Origin of the sequence: Sphaerotilus sulfidivorans, from assembly GCF_013426975.1 — a bacterium.
GTDB lineage: Bacteria > Pseudomonadota > Gammaproteobacteria > Burkholderiales > Burkholderiaceae_C > Sphaerotilus > Sphaerotilus sulfidivorans.
The window spans coordinates 98,809-114,128 of sequence record NZ_JACCPY010000003.1 but is presented as its reverse complement, the minus strand read 5'-3'; the positions used below and the strand labels follow the sequence as shown (position 1 = coordinate 114,128).

Sequence of the window (15,320 nt, the reverse complement as noted above, 5' to 3'; positions counted from 1 at the left end):
ATGTTTTCCATGGCCAGCAACACGCCTGACGGATCGAATCCACTTCCCCCCGGCCCGCCCGATGACGGTCAGGGCTCAGTTGTCGAGGAACGCCTGCTCCAGCGCGTGGAGCCGCCACGTTCCTATCAAGTCGTCATGCTGAACGACGATTACACCCCGATGGAATTCGTGGTGATGGTCCTGCAGCAGCATTTCCACCATGACATCGATGCCGCCACCCAGATCATGCTGAAGATCCATCATGAGGGGCGGGCGGTCTGCGGGGTGTATACCCGCGATGTCGCCGCGACGAAGGTCGAATTGGTTCTGGCAGCGGCACGGAGGGCGGGGCACCCGCTCCAGTGCATTTTGGAGGTCGCATGATCGCGCAAGAGTTGGAAGTCAGTCTGCACATGGCGTTCGTCGAGGCGCGGCAGCAGCGGCACGAGTTCATCACGGTCGAGCATCTGCTGCTCGCCTTGCTGGACAACCCCTCGGCATCCGAGGTGCTGCGCGCCTGCGCGGCCAATCTCGATGACCTGCGCAAGAGCCTGACGCAGTTCATCAAGGAGAACACCCCCACCGTCGGCGGCACCGACGAGGTCGACACGCAGCCCACGCTGGGCTTCCAGCGCGTGATCCAGCGCGCGATCATGCATGTGCAGTCGACCGGCAACGGCAAGAAGGAAGTCACCGGCGCGAACGTGCTGGTGGCCATCTTCGGCGAGAAGGACTCGCACGCGGTCTACTACCTGCACCAGCAGGGCGTGACCCGGCTCGATGTCGTGAACTTCATCGCCCACGGCATCAAGAAGTCCGATCCGCCGGAGCCGACCCGCTCGTCGGGTGAGTCCTCGTCTTCGTCGTCCTCCTCGTCCGAGGGCGAGAAGGAGGAGGGTGATGGCAAGGGCTCGCCGCTCGACCAGTACACCCAGAACCTGAACCAGCAGGCCCGCGAAGGCCGCATCGATCCGCTGATCGGCCGCGAGCATGAGGTCGAGCGGGTGATCCAGGTGCTGTGCCGCCGGCGCAAGAACAATCCGCTGCTGGTCGGCGAGGCCGGCGTCGGCAAGACCGCGATCGCCGAGGGTCTGGCCTGGCGCATCACCCAGGGCGACGTGCCCGAGGTGCTGTCCGAGGCCACCGTCTACTCGCTCGACATGGGCGCGCTGCTGGCGGGCACCAAGTACCGCGGCGACTTCGAGCAGCGCCTGAAGGCGGTGCTCAAGCAGCTCAAGGAGCAGCCGCATGCGGTGCTGTTCATCGACGAGATCCACACGCTGATCGGGGCCGGCGCGGCGTCGGGCGGCACGCTCGATGCCAGCAACCTGCTCAAGCCGGCGCTGAGCTCGGGTCAGATGAAGTGCATCGGCGCGACCACCTTCACCGAGTACCGCGGCATCTTCGAGAAGGATGCAGCGCTCTCCCGGCGCTTCCAGAAGGTCGACGTGGTCGAGCCGACCGTCGAGCAGACGATCGAGATCCTCAAGGGCCTGAAGTCGCGCTTCGAGGAGCACCACGGCGTCAAGTACGACGTCGGCGCGCTGCAGGCCGCGGCCGAGCTGTCGGCCAAGTACATCAACGATCGCCATCTGCCCGACAAGGCGATCGACGTGATCGACGAGGCCGGCGCGGCCCAGCGGGTGCTGCCGAAGAACAAGCAGCGCAAGAAGATCACCCGCGGCGAGGTCGAGGACATCGTCGCCAAGATCGCGCGCATTCCGCCGGCGAGCGTCTCCAGCGACGACCGCAGCAAGCTCAAGAGCCTGGACCGCGATCTCAAGAGCGTGGTCTTCGGTCAGGATGCGGCGATCGACGCGCTCTCAGGCGCCATCAAGATGGCCCGCTCCGGCCTGGGCAAGCCGGACAAGCCGATCGGCGCCTTCCTGTTCTCCGGCCCGACCGGCGTCGGCAAGACCGAGGTGGCCAAGCAACTCGCCTACATCCTGGGCATCGACCTGATCCGCTTCGACATGTCGGAGTACATGGAGCGCCATGCGGTCAGCCGCCTGATCGGCGCGCCTCCGGGCTATGTCGGCTTCGACCAGGGCGGCCTGCTGACCGAGGCGGTCACGAAGAAGCCGCACTGCGTGCTGCTGCTCGACGAGATCGAGAAGGCGCACCCGGATGTCTTCAACGTGCTGCTGCAGGTGATGGACCACGGCACGCTGACCGACAACAACGGGCGCAAGGCCGACTTCCGCAACGCCATCATCGTGATGACGACCAACGCCGGTGCGGAGACGATGCAGAAGGCGACGATCGGCTTCACCACGCAGCGCGAGAGCGGCGACGAGATGGGCGATCTCAAGCGCATGTTCACGCCCGAGTTCCGCAACCGCCTCGACTCGATCGTGTCCTTCCGTGCGCTCGACGAGGAGATCATCCTGCGGGTGGTCGACAAGTTCCTGCTGCAGCTCGAGGGCCAGCTCGGCGAGAAGAAGGTCGAGGTCACCTTCACCGATGCGCTGCGCAAGCATCTGGCCAAGCGCGGCTTCGACCCGCTGATGGGCGCGCGGCCGATGCAGCGCCTGATCCAGGACACGATCCGGCGCGCGCTGGCCGACGAGCTGCTGTTCGGCCGCCTGGTCGACGGCGGGCGCCTGACGGTCGATGTCAACGAGGCCGGCGAGGTCAGCCTGGACATCGAGCCGCGCAAGAGCGACAAGCCCAAGGCCGAACCCGCCACCGCCTGATCCGGACCGGACATGAAGAAGGGCGCCCTCGGGCGCCCTTTGCGCTTTCCGGTTCTCCCGCTGGACGCTGGAGGGCGCGGGGGGTCAGGCGTCGGTGCGGCGGAAGTCGTCCTTGCCGGCGCCGCACTCCGGGCAGCACCAGTCCTCGGGCACCGCGGCCCAGGGCGTGCCCGGCTCGATGCCGTCTTCGGGACGGCCGGCTTCCTCGTCATAGACGAAGTGGCACAGCGTGCAGAGATGGGTCGCGGTGGCGAGTGGGGTGTTCATCGGGATCTCCGGGCAGGCAGGTCGACAGTGGGCGACAGTGGACGGGTGGACTGGACAGATCAGCGCGCGATTGTCGGCAGCGTGTCGCCGTGCCGGCTTGACCCATCGCAGTCCGAGGTCGCGGCCGCGGGCTGCGGCCCGGGTCAGCGCGCGTGAAGCCGCGGATCCTGGTGAAAGAAGTCACGCATCAGCGCATAGACCTCGGGAAATTCCAGCGCCAGGCCGTGCGGCGCGACGAAGAAGGCTTCGGCTGCGACCGGGAAGAACTCTTCCGGCCCTTGGGCCGCATACGGATCGAGCCAGGTCGGCCGGTCGGCATCGACCTCGGCGGCATGGCGCGCGAAGGCCTCGCCCATGACCGCCTGCCAGCGCTCGCGCTGCACGCGTGTCGGCAGGGCCGGCATGCCGTCGACCTGGCCGTCGCGCATGTCGATGACATGGACAAACTCGTGAATGACGACGTTGTAGGCCGGGTCCTGATCCGTCTCCAGCCTGCCGTCGCGGCCGCCGAGCCGCACGTCCTGCCAGGACAGCATCAGCGGACCGCCTTCGATCGCCTCGCCGGCCAGGACCTCGTCGCCGCTGTGCACCACGCCGTCCTCGTCATGCCACTGGCGCGGCACCACCACCTCGGACGGATGCAGCACGATGCCGACGAAGCCGTCGTACCAGTCGAGCTCGCCCGGCAGGTGCAGCACCGGCACGCAGGCCTGCGCGGCCACCGCGACCGCCATCGCGTCGTCGAGCACCAGGCCGCCGGCGGTGCTGAACTCCTTGCGGTCGAGCAGCAGCGAGGTCAGCTCGCGCAGTCGCAGCAGGTCCTCGAGCGACCGGTGGCGCAGGAAGGGCCAGCCGCGCAGCGTCTCCAGCCACAGCTCGTCGGGGATCGCGCGGGCCTCCAGCACGCGGCGGCGGCGCCAGTCGCGCCAGGCCTGCTGCCAGCGCCTCAGCATGGCCGCGAGGCGAGGCGGGAGGGCGGTCGGCGGTGCAGGCCGCGGGCGTCCAGCCGCAGCACCTCGGCGCGGGCCGGGCCGTGCTGGCCGTCGAGATCCCAGTCCGACAGCACATGGCGGCTCAGGCCGGGCCCCAGCCGCTCGTCGCCGGGGCGGTGGGTGTGGCCGTGGATCAGGCGGTCGGCGCCGGCGGCGGCCAGCAGCGACAGCATCTCGGCGCGGTCCAGATCGGCATAGCCGGCCAGGCCCTGCTCGCGCTTGCGCTGCTCGCTGCCGTCGCGCAGCGAGCGCGCCACCGCCATGCGCTCGGCCAGCGGCCGTGCCAGGAAGGCCTCGCGCCAGCCGGGCGTGCGCACCTGGGCGCGGAAGCGCTGGTAGTCGCGGTCGTCCAGGCATTCGGCGTCGCCGTGCACCAGCACCTGGCGGTGGCCGAAGGCCTGCAGCACGCAGCGGTCGGGCAGCACCGTCCAGCCCAGGCGGCGCGCCGCCTCGGGCCCGAGCAGGAAGTCGCGGTTGCCGGTGAGCATCGCCACCGGCCGGCGGCGTGCGGCCTCGGCCAGCGCCTGCAGCGCCTGCGCCATCGGGCTGGCCGGGTCGGCCGGGGCGTCGAGCTGCTCGTCGCCGATCCAGACCTCGAACAGGTCGCCCAGCAGCACGATCAGGTCGGCATCGCTGGCCGCCAGATGTTCGGCCAGCGCGTGGGCGGTGGCAGGTGCCTGCTCGCCCAGGTGCAGGTCGGACAGCAGCTCGATGCCGCGCCAGTGCGGCGCGGCATGGATCTCGCTGGCGGCCCCGAGCGGGCCGTCCAGCAGCGTGATCACTCGACGATCACCGCGCGGGTGATGACGACGTCCTCGACCGGCACGTCGTCGTGGAAGCCGCGCGAGCCGGTGCGCACCTTCTCGATCTGGTCGACGATCGCGGTGCCGTCGACCACGCGGCCGAAGACGGCGTAGCCCCAGCCCTGGGCCGATTCCGAACGGAAGTTCAGGAAGTCGTTGTTGGCGGTGTTGATGAAGAACTGCGCGGTGGCCGAGTGAGGCGCGTTGGTGCGCGCCATCGCCAGCGTGTACTTGTCGTTCTTCAGGCCGTTGTTGGCCTCGTTCTTGATCTCGCCCTTCGTGGGCTTCTGCTTCAGGCCCGGCTCCATGCCGCCGCCCTGGACCATGAAGCCCTTGATGACGCGGTGGAAGACGGTGCCGTCGTAGTGGCCGCTGCGCACGTAGTTCAGGAAGTTCTCGGCCGACAGCGGAGCGCGCTCGGCGTCGAGCTCAATGCGGATGGTGCCGAGGTTGGTCTGCAGTTCGACTTGCGGGGATGCCATGGTGTTCATTTCTCCAGGGAGGCTTTCTTGATCAGGACAGGTTCGGCCGGCACGTCGCGGTGCATGCCCGCCGAGCCGGTGCGCACGGCGCGGATCTTGTCGACCACGTCCATGCCTTCGACGACGCGGCCGAAGACCGCATAGCCGTTGCCGTCCGGCGAGTTCGGCTGGTCCAGGAAGGGATTGTCCTTCACGTTGATGAAGAACTGGGACGTTGCGGAATCCGGCACGGATGTGCGGGCCATCGCCAGCGTGCCGCGGGTGTTGCTCAGGCCGTTGCGGCTCTCCAGCGGGATCGGCGCGCGGGTGGGCTTTTCCTTCATCGAGGGCTCCATGCCGCCGCCCTGGATCATGAAGTTGCCGATCACGCGGTGGAAGATGGTGCCGTCGTAGTGGCCCGCCTTCACGTACTCGACGAAGTTGGCGACGGTCCTGGGCGCCTTGGCGGCGTCCAGGTCGACGACGATGTCGCCCATCGACGTGGCCAGGCGCACCTTCTCGGCCTGGGCCGCGCCGGACAGCGCCAGGCCCAGGGCCAGCGCGGTCGCGATGCGGGCGAACGGGAATGCGGTCATCGGCTTCACTCCTTCAGTCCTTCGAAACGGTTTCGGAAAAGATCTTCCATTGTCCGTGCTCGCGCGCCCAGTACTGGCGGCGCAGCGGCCCCGGCGCATGTCCGCGCAGCACTTCGCGGAAGCTCGCCAGCAGCACCTCCTCGCGGTCCTGCCAGACGAACAGGCTCAAGTCTGCCAGCTGGCGATCGCGCCCGCCGCTGGCGGCCAATTCCCCGGCCAGCCGGGGGGCAGGATCGTGTTCGCCGTCGCCGGTCGCGAAGCGGGCCGAGTACAGCGCCCGCAGGGCTTCCAGATCGCCGCGCGCGCGGGCCAGGCGCCAGACCTCGACCAGATTGCGGGTGCGCAGCCGCGCCTGGGCCAGGCTGCGCGGCGCCACCCATTCGAGCCGCTCGGCCACCAGCACCGGGGTGCGCCGCGGCACCAGCTCGAACATCAGCCGCTGCAGGTCCGCGTCGGCCAGCACCAGGTGGCAGGAGGGCGGCGGCATCACGCCCGGCGGCCGTGGCGAGGGGCCGTGCAGCCAGAAGGGCTGGGCCGGGCGTCCGAGTCTTCGGTCATGCTCGTTCGGATGGTCGAGCACCAGCGCGCCGGCGCCATGCTCCTCGCCGATCTGGCGTGGCGACAGGCGCGACTCGATCCGGTACAGGCCCAGCGGCGTGCCGGGCCGCAGCGGATCGCGCTCGTCGGCGCGCGGACCGACCCGCACCGGGCATGTCGTCGCCACCCGCAGCTGTCCGGCACGCTGCTCGAGCACGAACAGCCGCGAGGTCGCGCATTCGATCGCCACCATCTGGCGCACCGAATCGGCCAGATGCACCACCTGCCGCGGCAGATGCTCGGGCGGCGGGGGGGTCTGCCAGGACTGCAGCCGCAGCACGCTGGCCTGGCGCCAGCGCGCCAGCCGCTGCGCGTCCAGCCCGGCCGGCGTGGGCTGCAGTCTGCCGGTCAGCACCAGCTGCAGGTCGGCGCAGGCCAGTCGGGCCAGCGGGTAGCGCGGTGTCTGGCGCAGCAGCGCCTCGACCTGGCGCAGCGCCTCTTCGAGCCGGCCTTCGCCGATCAGCCGGTAGACCGCCAGCAGCTGCTCCTCGGCGCCGGGCAGGCGATGGGCCGGCGCACCGGCCAGCCGTGCCGTCTGGCGTGTTGCCGGTGGTGTCGCTGGTGGTGTCGCTTGTGGCGCTGGCACGGTGGTCGCGAAGGCCGGCGGTGCATCGACCAGGCTGACGAAGCTCTCTCGCGGTGTCAGCGTGAGGCTGGACGCCTGTGTGTCCGGCATGTCCGGTGTTTCCGGATCAAGCCGACTCGGCCGCGGTGGATGCGCAGGCGAGGGCACTGCTGCCGGGCGCCGATGCCGCATCCACAGCAGGGTGCCGGCCGCGCCGCCCAGCAGCGTCAGCATCAGCAGTGCTGCCCGTGCCGGCGAAGACGGCGCTCGCGCCGGTGGCTCGGGCGTGCCGGGCTCCGCCCAGGCCAGTTCGTCCGCCGTGGCCCGGGCCTGCAGCCGAACCAGATTGTCATGCGCCAGCGCATGGGGGCGGCTGGTGCGCAGCGCCTGCTCGAAGGCGGCACGGGCCTCGTCGACGCGGCCGTGGCGTGCCAGCAGCACGCCGAGATTGACCAGCGGTTCGGGCCGCCCGGGCTGCTCGCGCACCAGCTGCTCGAACAGGCGCATCGCCTCGCCGTCCTGGCGGCGCTGCGCCAGCTCCAGCGCCTGCATGAAGCGCTGCTGCTCCGGCGTCGACGCCGGCGCTGCGGCGGCTGCCGGCCCGCCCGCCAGGCCGGCAGCCAATGCCAGCATGAGCAGGCCGTGGGCCGGCCGGCGAGGGGCATCGAAGGCGGTCGGTGGAATTCCGCGGCGTGGCGCGGCTTCCTCGGCAGGCTGGATCATGAGCGGATTGTGCATAGTCCGGCGCGATCGCTCCCCGCCGGCAGGGGTGCCGGTACCGGGCGAATGCCCGGCCGGCGGGGCTATACTGGCCGCCCGGTCGACATCCCGAGGTCCGTTCGCGACCCTCCTGCCGACCGCTTCCCGCCACCGAATTTCCGCCGATCGATGACTCTCCGCATCCACAACAGCCTCACTCGCACGCTCGAAGACTTCCAGTCCATCGAACCCGGCCAGGTGCGGATGTATGTGTGCGGCATGACGATCTACGACCTGTGCCACATCGGCCACGCGCGGATGATGATGTCCTTCGACGTGGTGCAGCGCTGGCTGCGTGCCAGCGGCTATGCGGTCACCTATGTGCGCAACATCACCGACATCGACGACAAGATCATCCGCCGCGCGGTCGAGCGCGGCATCACCATCCGCCAGCTCACCGACGAGATGACGGCTGCCATGCACGCCGACATCGGCGCGCTGGGCATCGAGCGCCCGACCCACGAGCCGCGCGCCACCGAGTACGTGCCGCAGATGCTGTCGATGATCGGTCGGCTGCAGGAGAAGGGCCTGGCCTACCAGTCAGGCAACGGCGACGTGAACTACGCGGTGCGCCGCTTCCCTGGCTACGGCAAGCTCTCGGGCAAGTCGCTCGACGACCTGCGCGCTGGCGAGCGGGTCGCCGTGGCCGATGGCAAGGACGATCCGCTCGACTTCGTGCTGTGGAAATCCGCCAAGCCCGAGGAGCCCGAGGACGCCAAGTACGCCTCGGCCTACGGTCCGGGCCGCCCGGGCTGGCACATCGAGTGCTCGGCGATGAGCTGCGCGCTGCTGGGCGAGACCTTCGACATCCACGGCGGCGGGCTGGACCTGCAGTTCCCGCACCACGAGAACGAGATCGCCCAGAGCGAGGGTGCCACCGGCCAGCCCTTCGTGCGGATCTGGATGCACAACGGCTTCCTGAACGTCGACAACGAGAAGATGTCCAAGTCGCTGGGCAACTTCTTCACCATCCGCGACGTGCTGAAGTCCTACGACGGCGAGACGCTGCGCTTCTTCATGCTGCGCGTGCACTACCGCAGCCCGTTCAACTTCAGCGACGCCGGCCTCGACGATGCCCGCAGCGCGCTGCGCCGGCTCTACACCGCGCTGGACGCGGTCGAGGCCGCGCCGGTCGAGATCGACTGGGCGCATCCGGCCGCCGCCCGCTTCAAGGCGGCGATGGACGACGACTTCAACACGCCGATCGCGGTGGCGGTGCTCTTCGAGCTGGCCGGCGAGGTCAACCGCACCCGCTCGGCCGAGGTGGCCGGCCTGCTGAAGGCGCTGGCTGGCGTGCTCGGCCTGCTGCAGCAGGCGCCGCGGGCCTGGCTGCAGGGAGCGACCGGCTCGGACGACACCGGTCTGGCCGAAGCCGAGATCCTCGCGCGCATCGAGGCACGCACTGCGGCCAAGAAGGCACGCGACTTCGCCGAGGCCGACCGCATCCGCCAGGAACTGCAGGCTGCCGGCATCGTCCTGAAGGACGGCCCGCAGGGCACCACCTGGGTGCGCGCCTGAGCCCCGCTGCCGAGCGTCTGACGCCTGACACGATGAGCGACGCTGCTGCAGCGATGGACGCCGGTGCGCCGGTCGCGCTGGTCACGCCGGACTACTGGGACGAGGCCTGCCGCTACCTGGCGCGCCGCGACCGGGTGATGAACAAGCTGATCCCGCGCTTCGGCACCGCGCGGCTGCGCAGTCGCGGCGACGCCTTCACCACGCTGGCGCGCTCGATCGTCGGTCAGCAGGTCTCGGTCAAGGCGGCGCAGTCGGTCTGGGAGAAGGTCGTCGGCCTGGGGCTGGGCCAGCGCCATCACATCGACCCGGTCGCGCTGTCGAGCCTCTCGGTCGAGTCGATGCGCGCGGCCGGCCTGTCGGTGCGCAAGGTCGAGTACCTGCGCGATCTGGCGCGCCATTTCGTCGAGGGCTGCGTGCACGAGACCGACTGGGGCTCGATGGGCGACGAGGCGATCATCGAGGAGCTGGTGGCGATCCGCGGCATCGGCCGCTGGACCGCCGAGATGTTCCTGATCTTCTACCTGATGCGTCCGAACGTGCTGCCTCTGGACGACGCCGGGCTGATCCGCGGCATCAGCCTGAACTATTTCAGCGGCGAGCCGGTCTCACGTGCCGAGGCACGCGAGGTCGGTGACGCCTGGGCGCCCTACCGGTCGGTCGCGACCTGGTATCTGTGGCGCAGTCTCGACCCGCAGCCGGCGGGCGGCTAAACTAAAGTACAGTCCGTGATCAATTCCCGGCCCCAATCCGTCCGGCGGACGCGGGGCCCCGGGAGCCAACCAGGATCGATGCCCATGAGCAAGAAACACTTCCTCGACTTCGAACAGCCGATCGCCGAGCTCGAGACCAAGATCGAGGAACTGCGCTACGTGCAGAACGAGTCGGCGGTGGACATCTCGGAAGAGATCGAGCGCCTGTCGAAGAAGAGCCAGCAGCTTGCCAAGGACATCTACTCGAGCCTGTCGCCCTGGCAGGTCACGCAGATCGCCCGCCATCCGCAGCGCCCCTACACGCTGGACTATGTCGGCGAGATCTTCACCGACTTCCAGGAACTGCACGGCGACCGCGCCTTTGCCGACGACCTGTCGATCGTGGGCGGTCTGGCGCGCTTCAACGGCCGCGCCTGCATGGTCATCGGCCACCAGAAGGGCCGCGACACCAAGGAGCGCGCCGCGCGCAACTTCGGCATGGCCCGACCCGAGGGCTACCGCAAGGCGCTGCGCCTGATGAAGCTGGCCGAGAAGTTCGGCCTGCCGGTCTTCACCTTCGTCGACACCCCCGGCGCCTATCCCGGCATCGGCGCCGAGGAGCGCGGCCAGTCCGAGGCCATCGGCCGCAACATCTTCGAGATGGCGCAGCTCGAGGTGCCGATCATCACCACGATCATCGGCGAGGGCGGCTCCGGCGGCGCGCTGGCGATCTCGGTGGCCGACCAGGTGCTGATGCTGCAGTTCTCGGTCTACTCGGTCATCTCGCCGGAAGGCTGCGCCTCCATCCTGTGGAAGACCGCCGAGCGCGCCAGCGATGCCGCCGAGGCCCTGGGCATCACCGCGCACCGCCTGAAGGCGCTGGGCCTGGTCGACAAGATCGTCAGCGAGCCGGTCGGCGGCGCGCACCGCGACACCCGCCAGATGTGCGCCAACCTCAAGCGCGCGCTCAACGACGCGCTGCGCCAGGTCGGCGACCTCAAGGCCAAGGAGCTGCTGGACCAGCGCTACGAGCGCCTGCGCGCCTACGGCCGCTTCACCGACACCAAGGCCTGATCCGCCCCCTGCGATCCGCCTTCTTCGATTCCCTCGAGCCCGGTCCGGTCGCGGTCGCCTGCAGTGGCGGGCGCGACTCGATGGCGCTGCTGCACGCCACCTGGCGGGCTGCGCGTGATCTGGCCGGGCAGGGCGAACCGGCCTTGCCGGTGCATGCGCTGCATGTGCACCACGGCCTGAGCCGCTTCGCCGACGACTGGCGCGACCACTGCGCGCGCCAGTGCGAGCGCTGGCGTGCCGAGGGCGCCGATCTGCATTTCCATGTCCGCCATCTCGGCCTGCGGCCGCAGGCCGGCGAGAGCTTGGAGGCGCTGGCGCGCGAGGGCCGCTACCGCGCGCTGGCCGACATGGCGCGCGAGGCCGGCTGCCGTGTCGTGCTGCTGGCCCATCACCGCGACGACCAGGCCGAGACCTTCCTGCTTCAGGCGCTGCGCGGTGCCGGTGCGGCCGGCCTGGCGGCGATGCCGCGCGCGATCGAGCGTGACGGCCTGCGCTGGCTGCGGCCCTGGCTGGCGCGGCCGCGCGCCGAGATCGAGGCCTATGTCGCCGCGCACCGCATCGCGCATGTCGACGACGACAGCAATGCCGATCCGCGTCACGCCCGCAACCGGCTGCGGCTGCAGGTGATGCCTGCCCTGCGCGAGGCCTTCCCGCAGGCGCCGCTGGTGCTGGCCGATGCGGCCGCGCGGGCGCAGGATGCGGCCGAGTGCCTGGATGCGCTGGCGGAACTCGATCTCGATGCGGTGCGCGACCCGGACGGCCTGGCGCTGCAGGCTGCTGCGCTGGCGGCCCTGTCGCCCGCGCGCCGGCGCAATCTGCTGCGGTGCTGGCTGGCGGGCCAGGGTCTGGCGGTGCGCGCATCCTGGCTCGAGCGTCTGGCCGTGGAACTGCCTCAGGCGGACTCGGGTGCGGTCTGGCCGCTGGATGCCGCCCGCATGCTGCGGCTGCACCGTGGTCGGCTGGCGCTGGACGCGCGAGGTGAGCCGAGCGCGAATGTCCGCTCGGACACGCTGCCGGACGAGATCGCGCTGGCGCCGCTGCTGCCGCCCGGGCTGTCTGCAGGACAGGCGCTGACGCTGGCGCTGCCGGGCTGGTCCGGTTGCCTGCATCTCGAGCCGGTGGCGCAGGGTGGCCTGGTGTGGGCCGATCTGGCTGCGCTGGTGGCGCGGCCGCGCCGGGGCGGCGAGCAGTTCCAGAGCCATGCGGCCGGCGTGCCGCGTGCGCTGAAGAAGCAGTTCCAGGCCGCTGGCGTGCCGGCCTGGCTGCGTGATGCGCCGCTGCTGTGGCGCGGCGAGCGGCTGGTCTGCGTGCCGGCGCTGGGGGTCGATGCCCGCGAGCAGGCGCCGCCGGGCGCGCCCCAGTGGCGTCCGCGCTGGGCCGGATGACGCTTCGATGTCACGCTTTCGGGAAATCCCCGTCGGAAAGTCGTTAAAATCGACGGTTTTCCGCTCCAGGCGGCCTGTCATCAAGTCAGGAAACCCGGAGCGGCTGTCCTGCCACTCCACTGCGACTCGCCGTTTCCGCGCGAGCCACACACTCATGGCTTTGATCGTTCACAAGTACGGCGGCACGTCGATGGGCTCGACCGAGCGCATCCGCAACGTCGCCAAGCGCGTGGCCAAGTGGGCCCGCGCCGGCCACCAGATGGTGGTCGTTCCGTCGGCGATGAGCGGCGAGACCAATCGCCTGCTCGGCCTGGCCAAGGATGTCTCGCCTGCGGTCCAGACGCCGGCCGTCACCCGCGAGCTCGACATGATCGCCTGCACCGGCGAGCAGGTCTCGGTGGGTCTGCTGTCGCTGGCGCTGCAGGCCGAAGGCATGGAGGCCGTCAGCTATTCCGGCTGGCAGGTGCCGATCCGCACCGATTCGTCCTACACCAAGGCCCGCATCCAGAGCATCGACGACGCCCGCGTGCGTGCCGACCTGGCCGCCGGCCGCGTGGTCGTCATCACCGGCTTCCAGGGTGTCGACGAGGACATGAACATCACGACCCTGGGTCGTGGCGGTTCGGACACCTCGGCCGTCGCGGTCGCTGCGGCGATGAAGGCCGACGAGTGCCTGATCTACACCGACGTCGACGGCGTCTACACCACCGACCCGCGCGTCGTGCCGGAGGCCAAGCGCCTGAAGACCGTCTCCTTCGAGGAGATGCTGGAGATGGCGTCGCTGGGCTCCAAGGTGCTGCAGATCCGGTCGGTCGAGTTCGCCGGCAAGTACCGCGTGCCGCTGCGCGTGCTCTCGAGCTTCACTCCGTGGGACATCGCCATCGAGGAAGAAGCCAAGTCGGGCACGCTGATCACTTTCGAGGAAGACGAGAAGATGGAACAAGCCGTTGTGTCGGGCATCGCGTTCAACCGCGACGAAGCCAAGCTGACCGTGATGGGCGTGCCGGACAAGCCGGGCATCGCCTATGGCATCCTGGGCAAGGTCGCCGAGGCCAACATCGATGTGGACGTGATCCTGCAGAACGTCTCGCATGACGGCAAGACCGACTTCTCGTTCACCGTCCACCGCAACGACTACCAGCGCACGCTGGACCTGCTGAAGTCGCAGGTCGTGCCGGCCATGGGCGCCGAGGCGGTCATCGGCGACACCAAGATCTGCAAGGTGTCGATCGTCGGCATCGGCATGCGCTCGCACGCCGGCGTGGCCTCGACGATGTTCCGCGCGCTCAGCGACGAGGGCATCAACATCCAGATGATCACCACCAGCGAGATCAAGACCTCGGTGGTCATCGACGAGAAGTACATGGAGCTGGCGGTGCGCGCGCTGCACAAGGCCTTCGGCCTGGACGCGGCCTGATTCGCCTGCCGGATGGAAATGCGCATTCCGGCCTGAAAGGGGTTTACAGATCAGGCTGGATCGCGCTATAGTCCAATTCTTCGCCGGAAACGTGACCGAGTGGCCGAAGGTGCTCCCCTGCTAAGGGAGTATGCGCCAAAAGCGCATCGAGGGTTCGAATCCCTCCGTTTCCGCCAGAAAGCAGACGCCCTGCAGTCGCAAGACTGCAGGGCGTTACTGCTTGGGCAAACCGGTTCATCTCTGCGGATTTCATGCCTGCGGTTCATCCGAGGCTAAGACCTCGGCCATCGACAGTCGATAGCCTCTGGATCCCACTGAACTGGCGCGTCCTGTCGCTCGCTGACGCGAACCGACGGGTGGCCGGCCTCCATGATGAATCAGACCCCTTCCGCCGAAAGAACCCACGAGATCGACCTGCTGCGCGGGTTGGCCTGCCTGGCCGTGGTCATGTTCCATTTCCTCTACCGCGGACAGCTCGATGGCTGGGTGAGCGGCGAGGTGCCGGCCTGGCTGGCCTGGGTGTCGGCACATGGCTATCTGGGCGTGCACCTGTTCTTCATGATCAGCGGCTATGTCATCTTCATGTCGGCGCAGGGCGCGACGCCACGGGCCTTCGTGGCTTCCCGGGTCGCGCGCCTGTATCCGGCCTACTGGGTGGCGGCGCTGCTGACCGCCGGCACGGCCTGGCTGCTGGCATCCCCGACTTTCTCGGTCAGCTGGCAGACCCTGCTGGGCAATCTCACGATGTTCACCCACCTGATCTGGGTCGGGCAGGAGCCGCCCTATGTCGACGGCGCCTACTGGTCGCTGGCGATCGAGTTCCAGTTCTACCTGATCATGCTGGGCCTGATCGTGGCGAACCGTCTCGCCCGCATCGAGCGCTTCATGGCCGGCTGGCTGCTGCTGTCCTCGCTCGACTTCGTCCGACCGGTCTATCTGGCGGAACTGCTGCTGGTGCTGGAGTGGGCGCCGCTGTTCTGTGCCGGCATGCTGTTCTACCGCATCCGCGAGCGCGGCCTGGAGCGGCAGACCTACATGATGCTGTGGTGGTGCCATTTCCTGGTGGTCGCGCGTGCCACCGCGCCCCAGGCCTTGCGGGCCGGGGAGGGCGCGCCGGGCGAGTGGAGCGTCGCGCTGCTGCTGACCGCCTTCTTCGTGATCTTCTGGCTGGTGGCTTCGCGGCGCTGGACGATGCGCGCGTCCGCGCTGACCGCCTGGGCGGGCCTGCTGACCTATCCGGTCTATCTGCTGCACCAGAACATCGGCTACATGCTGCTCGAGTGGCTGCGGCCGCTGGAGTCCTCGCTGCTGCTGCGCCTGCTGCCGGTCATGGCGCTGATCGTCGTGGCGTCGATCCTGCTGAACCGCGGCGTCGAGCGTCCGTGCGGTCGCTGGCTCCGTCGACGGCTGGCGCCTCCCCAGCAGGCGCCGGCACCGATGCCCAGGCCTCAGGCTGTGGCGTCTCCGCATCGTCATCTTGAGCCTTCGCGCTGAACGAAGGCTGCATCGTCGATTGCCGACC

The 15,320-nt window shown here is 69.3% G+C and carries 14 protein-coding genes and 1 tRNA gene; 9 read left to right on the top strand and 6 right to left on the bottom strand.

Going from position 1 to position 15,320, the window contains the following annotated elements:
* Complete coding sequence (gene clpS / locus HZU84_RS02740; protein ID WP_180692766.1) at window positions 1-363, top strand: ATP-dependent Clp protease adapter ClpS; 363 nt, start codon at window positions 1-3, stop codon at window positions 361-363.
* Window positions 360-2,675 carry an ATP-dependent Clp protease ATP-binding subunit ClpA gene (gene clpA / locus HZU84_RS02735; protein ID WP_149503079.1) on the top strand — a complete coding sequence of 772 codons (2,316 nt, stop codon included), beginning with the start codon at window positions 360-362 and terminating at the stop codon, window positions 2,673-2,675. The genes clpS and clpA overlap by 4 nt, the downstream gene beginning before the upstream one ends.
* An 84-nt stretch (window positions 2,676-2,759) precedes the next feature.
* On the opposite strand, the gene HZU84_RS02730 is transcribed toward clpA, so the two are convergent.
* The 6 genes from HZU84_RS02730 to HZU84_RS02705 form a co-directional block, all read right to left on the bottom strand.
* Window positions 2,760-2,942 carry a rubredoxin gene (locus HZU84_RS02730; RefSeq protein ID WP_149503080.1) on the bottom strand — a complete coding sequence of 61 codons (183 nt, stop codon included), beginning with the start codon at window positions 2,940-2,942 and terminating at the stop codon, window positions 2,760-2,762.
* A 143-nt stretch (window positions 2,943-3,085) separates the two neighbouring features.
* Window positions 3,086-3,895 carry a M90 family metallopeptidase gene (locus HZU84_RS02725; protein WP_149503081.1) on the bottom strand — a complete coding sequence of 270 codons (810 nt, stop codon included), beginning with the start codon at window positions 3,893-3,895 and terminating at the stop codon, window positions 3,086-3,088.
* A complete protein-coding gene (locus HZU84_RS02720) occupies window positions 3,889-4,716 on the bottom strand; it encodes a UDP-2,3-diacylglucosamine diphosphatase (RefSeq protein WP_244954444.1) in 828 nt (275 codons plus the stop codon). Before HZU84_RS02720 ends, HZU84_RS02725 begins: the two co-directional genes overlap by 7 nt.
* The gene (locus HZU84_RS02715) at window positions 4,713-5,219 is read right to left on the bottom strand and encodes a peptidylprolyl isomerase (protein ID WP_037484231.1); all 507 of its coding nucleotides are present in this window, start codon (window positions 5,217-5,219) and stop codon (window positions 4,713-4,715) included. Before HZU84_RS02715 ends, HZU84_RS02720 begins: the two co-directional genes overlap by 4 nt.
* 5 nt (window positions 5,220-5,224) lie before the next feature.
* Window positions 5,225-5,794, bottom strand: a complete 570-nt coding sequence (locus tag HZU84_RS02710; protein WP_037484178.1) for a peptidylprolyl isomerase — start codon at window positions 5,792-5,794, stop codon at window positions 5,225-5,227.
* A gap of 13 nt (window positions 5,795-5,807) precedes the next feature.
* Entirely contained in the window at window positions 5,808-7,679 is a 1,872-nt protein-coding gene (locus HZU84_RS02705; RefSeq protein WP_180692765.1) for a tetratricopeptide repeat protein, read from the bottom strand.
* A gap of 165 nt (window positions 7,680-7,844) precedes the next feature.
* Between HZU84_RS02705 and cysS the strand changes: the two genes are divergently transcribed.
* The 7 genes from cysS (at window position 7,845) to HZU84_RS02670 (ending at window position 15,292) form a co-directional block, all read left to right on the top strand.
* The gene (gene cysS / locus HZU84_RS02700; RefSeq protein WP_149503083.1) at window positions 7,845-9,233 is read left to right on the top strand and encodes a cysteine--tRNA ligase; all 1,389 of its coding nucleotides are present in this window, start codon (window positions 7,845-7,847) and stop codon (window positions 9,231-9,233) included.
* A gap of 32 nt (window positions 9,234-9,265) precedes the next feature.
* Complete coding sequence (locus HZU84_RS02695; protein ID WP_244954445.1) at window positions 9,266-9,943, top strand: DNA-3-methyladenine glycosylase family protein; 678 nt, start codon at window positions 9,266-9,268, stop codon at window positions 9,941-9,943.
* An 84-nt stretch (window positions 9,944-10,027) separates the two neighbouring features.
* Window positions 10,028-10,996 carry an acetyl-CoA carboxylase carboxyltransferase subunit alpha gene (locus tag HZU84_RS02690; protein WP_037484171.1) on the top strand — a complete coding sequence of 323 codons (969 nt, stop codon included), beginning with the start codon at window positions 10,028-10,030 and terminating at the stop codon, window positions 10,994-10,996.
* Between the two features lie 80 nt (window positions 10,997-11,076).
* Window positions 11,077-12,381 (top strand): tRNA lysidine(34) synthetase TilS, encoded by a 1,305-nt coding sequence (gene tilS, locus HZU84_RS02685; protein ID WP_149503084.1) that lies wholly within the window; start codon window positions 11,077-11,079, stop codon window positions 12,379-12,381.
* Between the two features lie 154 nt (window positions 12,382-12,535).
* Window positions 12,536-13,798 (top strand): aspartate kinase, encoded by a 1,263-nt coding sequence (locus HZU84_RS02680; RefSeq protein ID WP_149503085.1) that lies wholly within the window; start codon window positions 12,536-12,538, stop codon window positions 13,796-13,798.
* A gap of 85 nt (window positions 13,799-13,883) precedes the next feature.
* A tRNA-Ser gene (locus HZU84_RS02675) sits at window positions 13,884-13,974 on the top strand.
* 196 nt (window positions 13,975-14,170) lie between these two features.
* Entirely contained in the window at window positions 14,171-15,292 is a 1,122-nt protein-coding gene (locus HZU84_RS02670) for an acyltransferase family protein (RefSeq protein WP_180692764.1), read from the top strand.
* Window positions 15,293-15,320 lie beyond the last annotated feature (28 nt).

What these genes read in the sequence shown, in the direction of transcription:
- HZU84_RS02670 (WP_180692764.1), top strand. Translation starts at nt 14,171, where the DNA reads ATGAATCAGACCCCTTCCGCCGAAAGAACCCACGAGATCGACCTGCTG.
- HZU84_RS02710 (WP_037484178.1), bottom strand. Translation starts at nt 5,794, where the DNA reads ATGACCGCATTCCCGTTCGCCCGCATCGCGACCGCGCTGGCCCTGGGC.
- HZU84_RS02695 (WP_244954445.1), top strand. Translation starts at nt 9,266, where the DNA reads ATGAGCGACGCTGCTGCAGCGATGGACGCCGGTGCGCCGGTCGCGCTG.
- HZU84_RS02705 (WP_180692765.1), bottom strand. Translation starts at nt 7,679, where the DNA reads ATGATCCAGCCTGCCGAGGAAGCCGCGCCACGCCGCGGAATTCCACCG.
- HZU84_RS02730 (WP_149503080.1), bottom strand. Translation starts at nt 2,942, where the DNA reads ATGAACACCCCACTCGCCACCGCGACCCATCTCTGCACGCTGTGCCAC.
- tilS (WP_149503084.1), top strand. Translation starts at nt 11,077, where the DNA reads ATGGCGCTGCTGCACGCCACCTGGCGGGCTGCGCGTGATCTGGCCGGG.
- clpA (WP_149503079.1), top strand. Translation starts at nt 360, where the DNA reads ATGATCGCGCAAGAGTTGGAAGTCAGTCTGCACATGGCGTTCGTCGAG.
- cysS (WP_149503083.1), top strand. Translation starts at nt 7,845, where the DNA reads ATGACTCTCCGCATCCACAACAGCCTCACTCGCACGCTCGAAGACTTC.
- HZU84_RS02680 (WP_149503085.1), top strand. Translation starts at nt 12,536, where the DNA reads ATGGCTTTGATCGTTCACAAGTACGGCGGCACGTCGATGGGCTCGACC.
- HZU84_RS02725 (WP_149503081.1), bottom strand. Translation starts at nt 3,895, where the DNA reads ATGCTGAGGCGCTGGCAGCAGGCCTGGCGCGACTGGCGCCGCCGCCGC.
- HZU84_RS02690 (WP_037484171.1), top strand. Translation starts at nt 10,028, where the DNA reads ATGAGCAAGAAACACTTCCTCGACTTCGAACAGCCGATCGCCGAGCTC.
- clpS (WP_180692766.1), top strand. Translation starts at nt 1, where the DNA reads ATGTTTTCCATGGCCAGCAACACGCCTGACGGATCGAATCCACTTCCC.
- HZU84_RS02715 (WP_037484231.1), bottom strand. Translation starts at nt 5,219, where the DNA reads ATGGCATCCCCGCAAGTCGAACTGCAGACCAACCTCGGCACCATCCGC.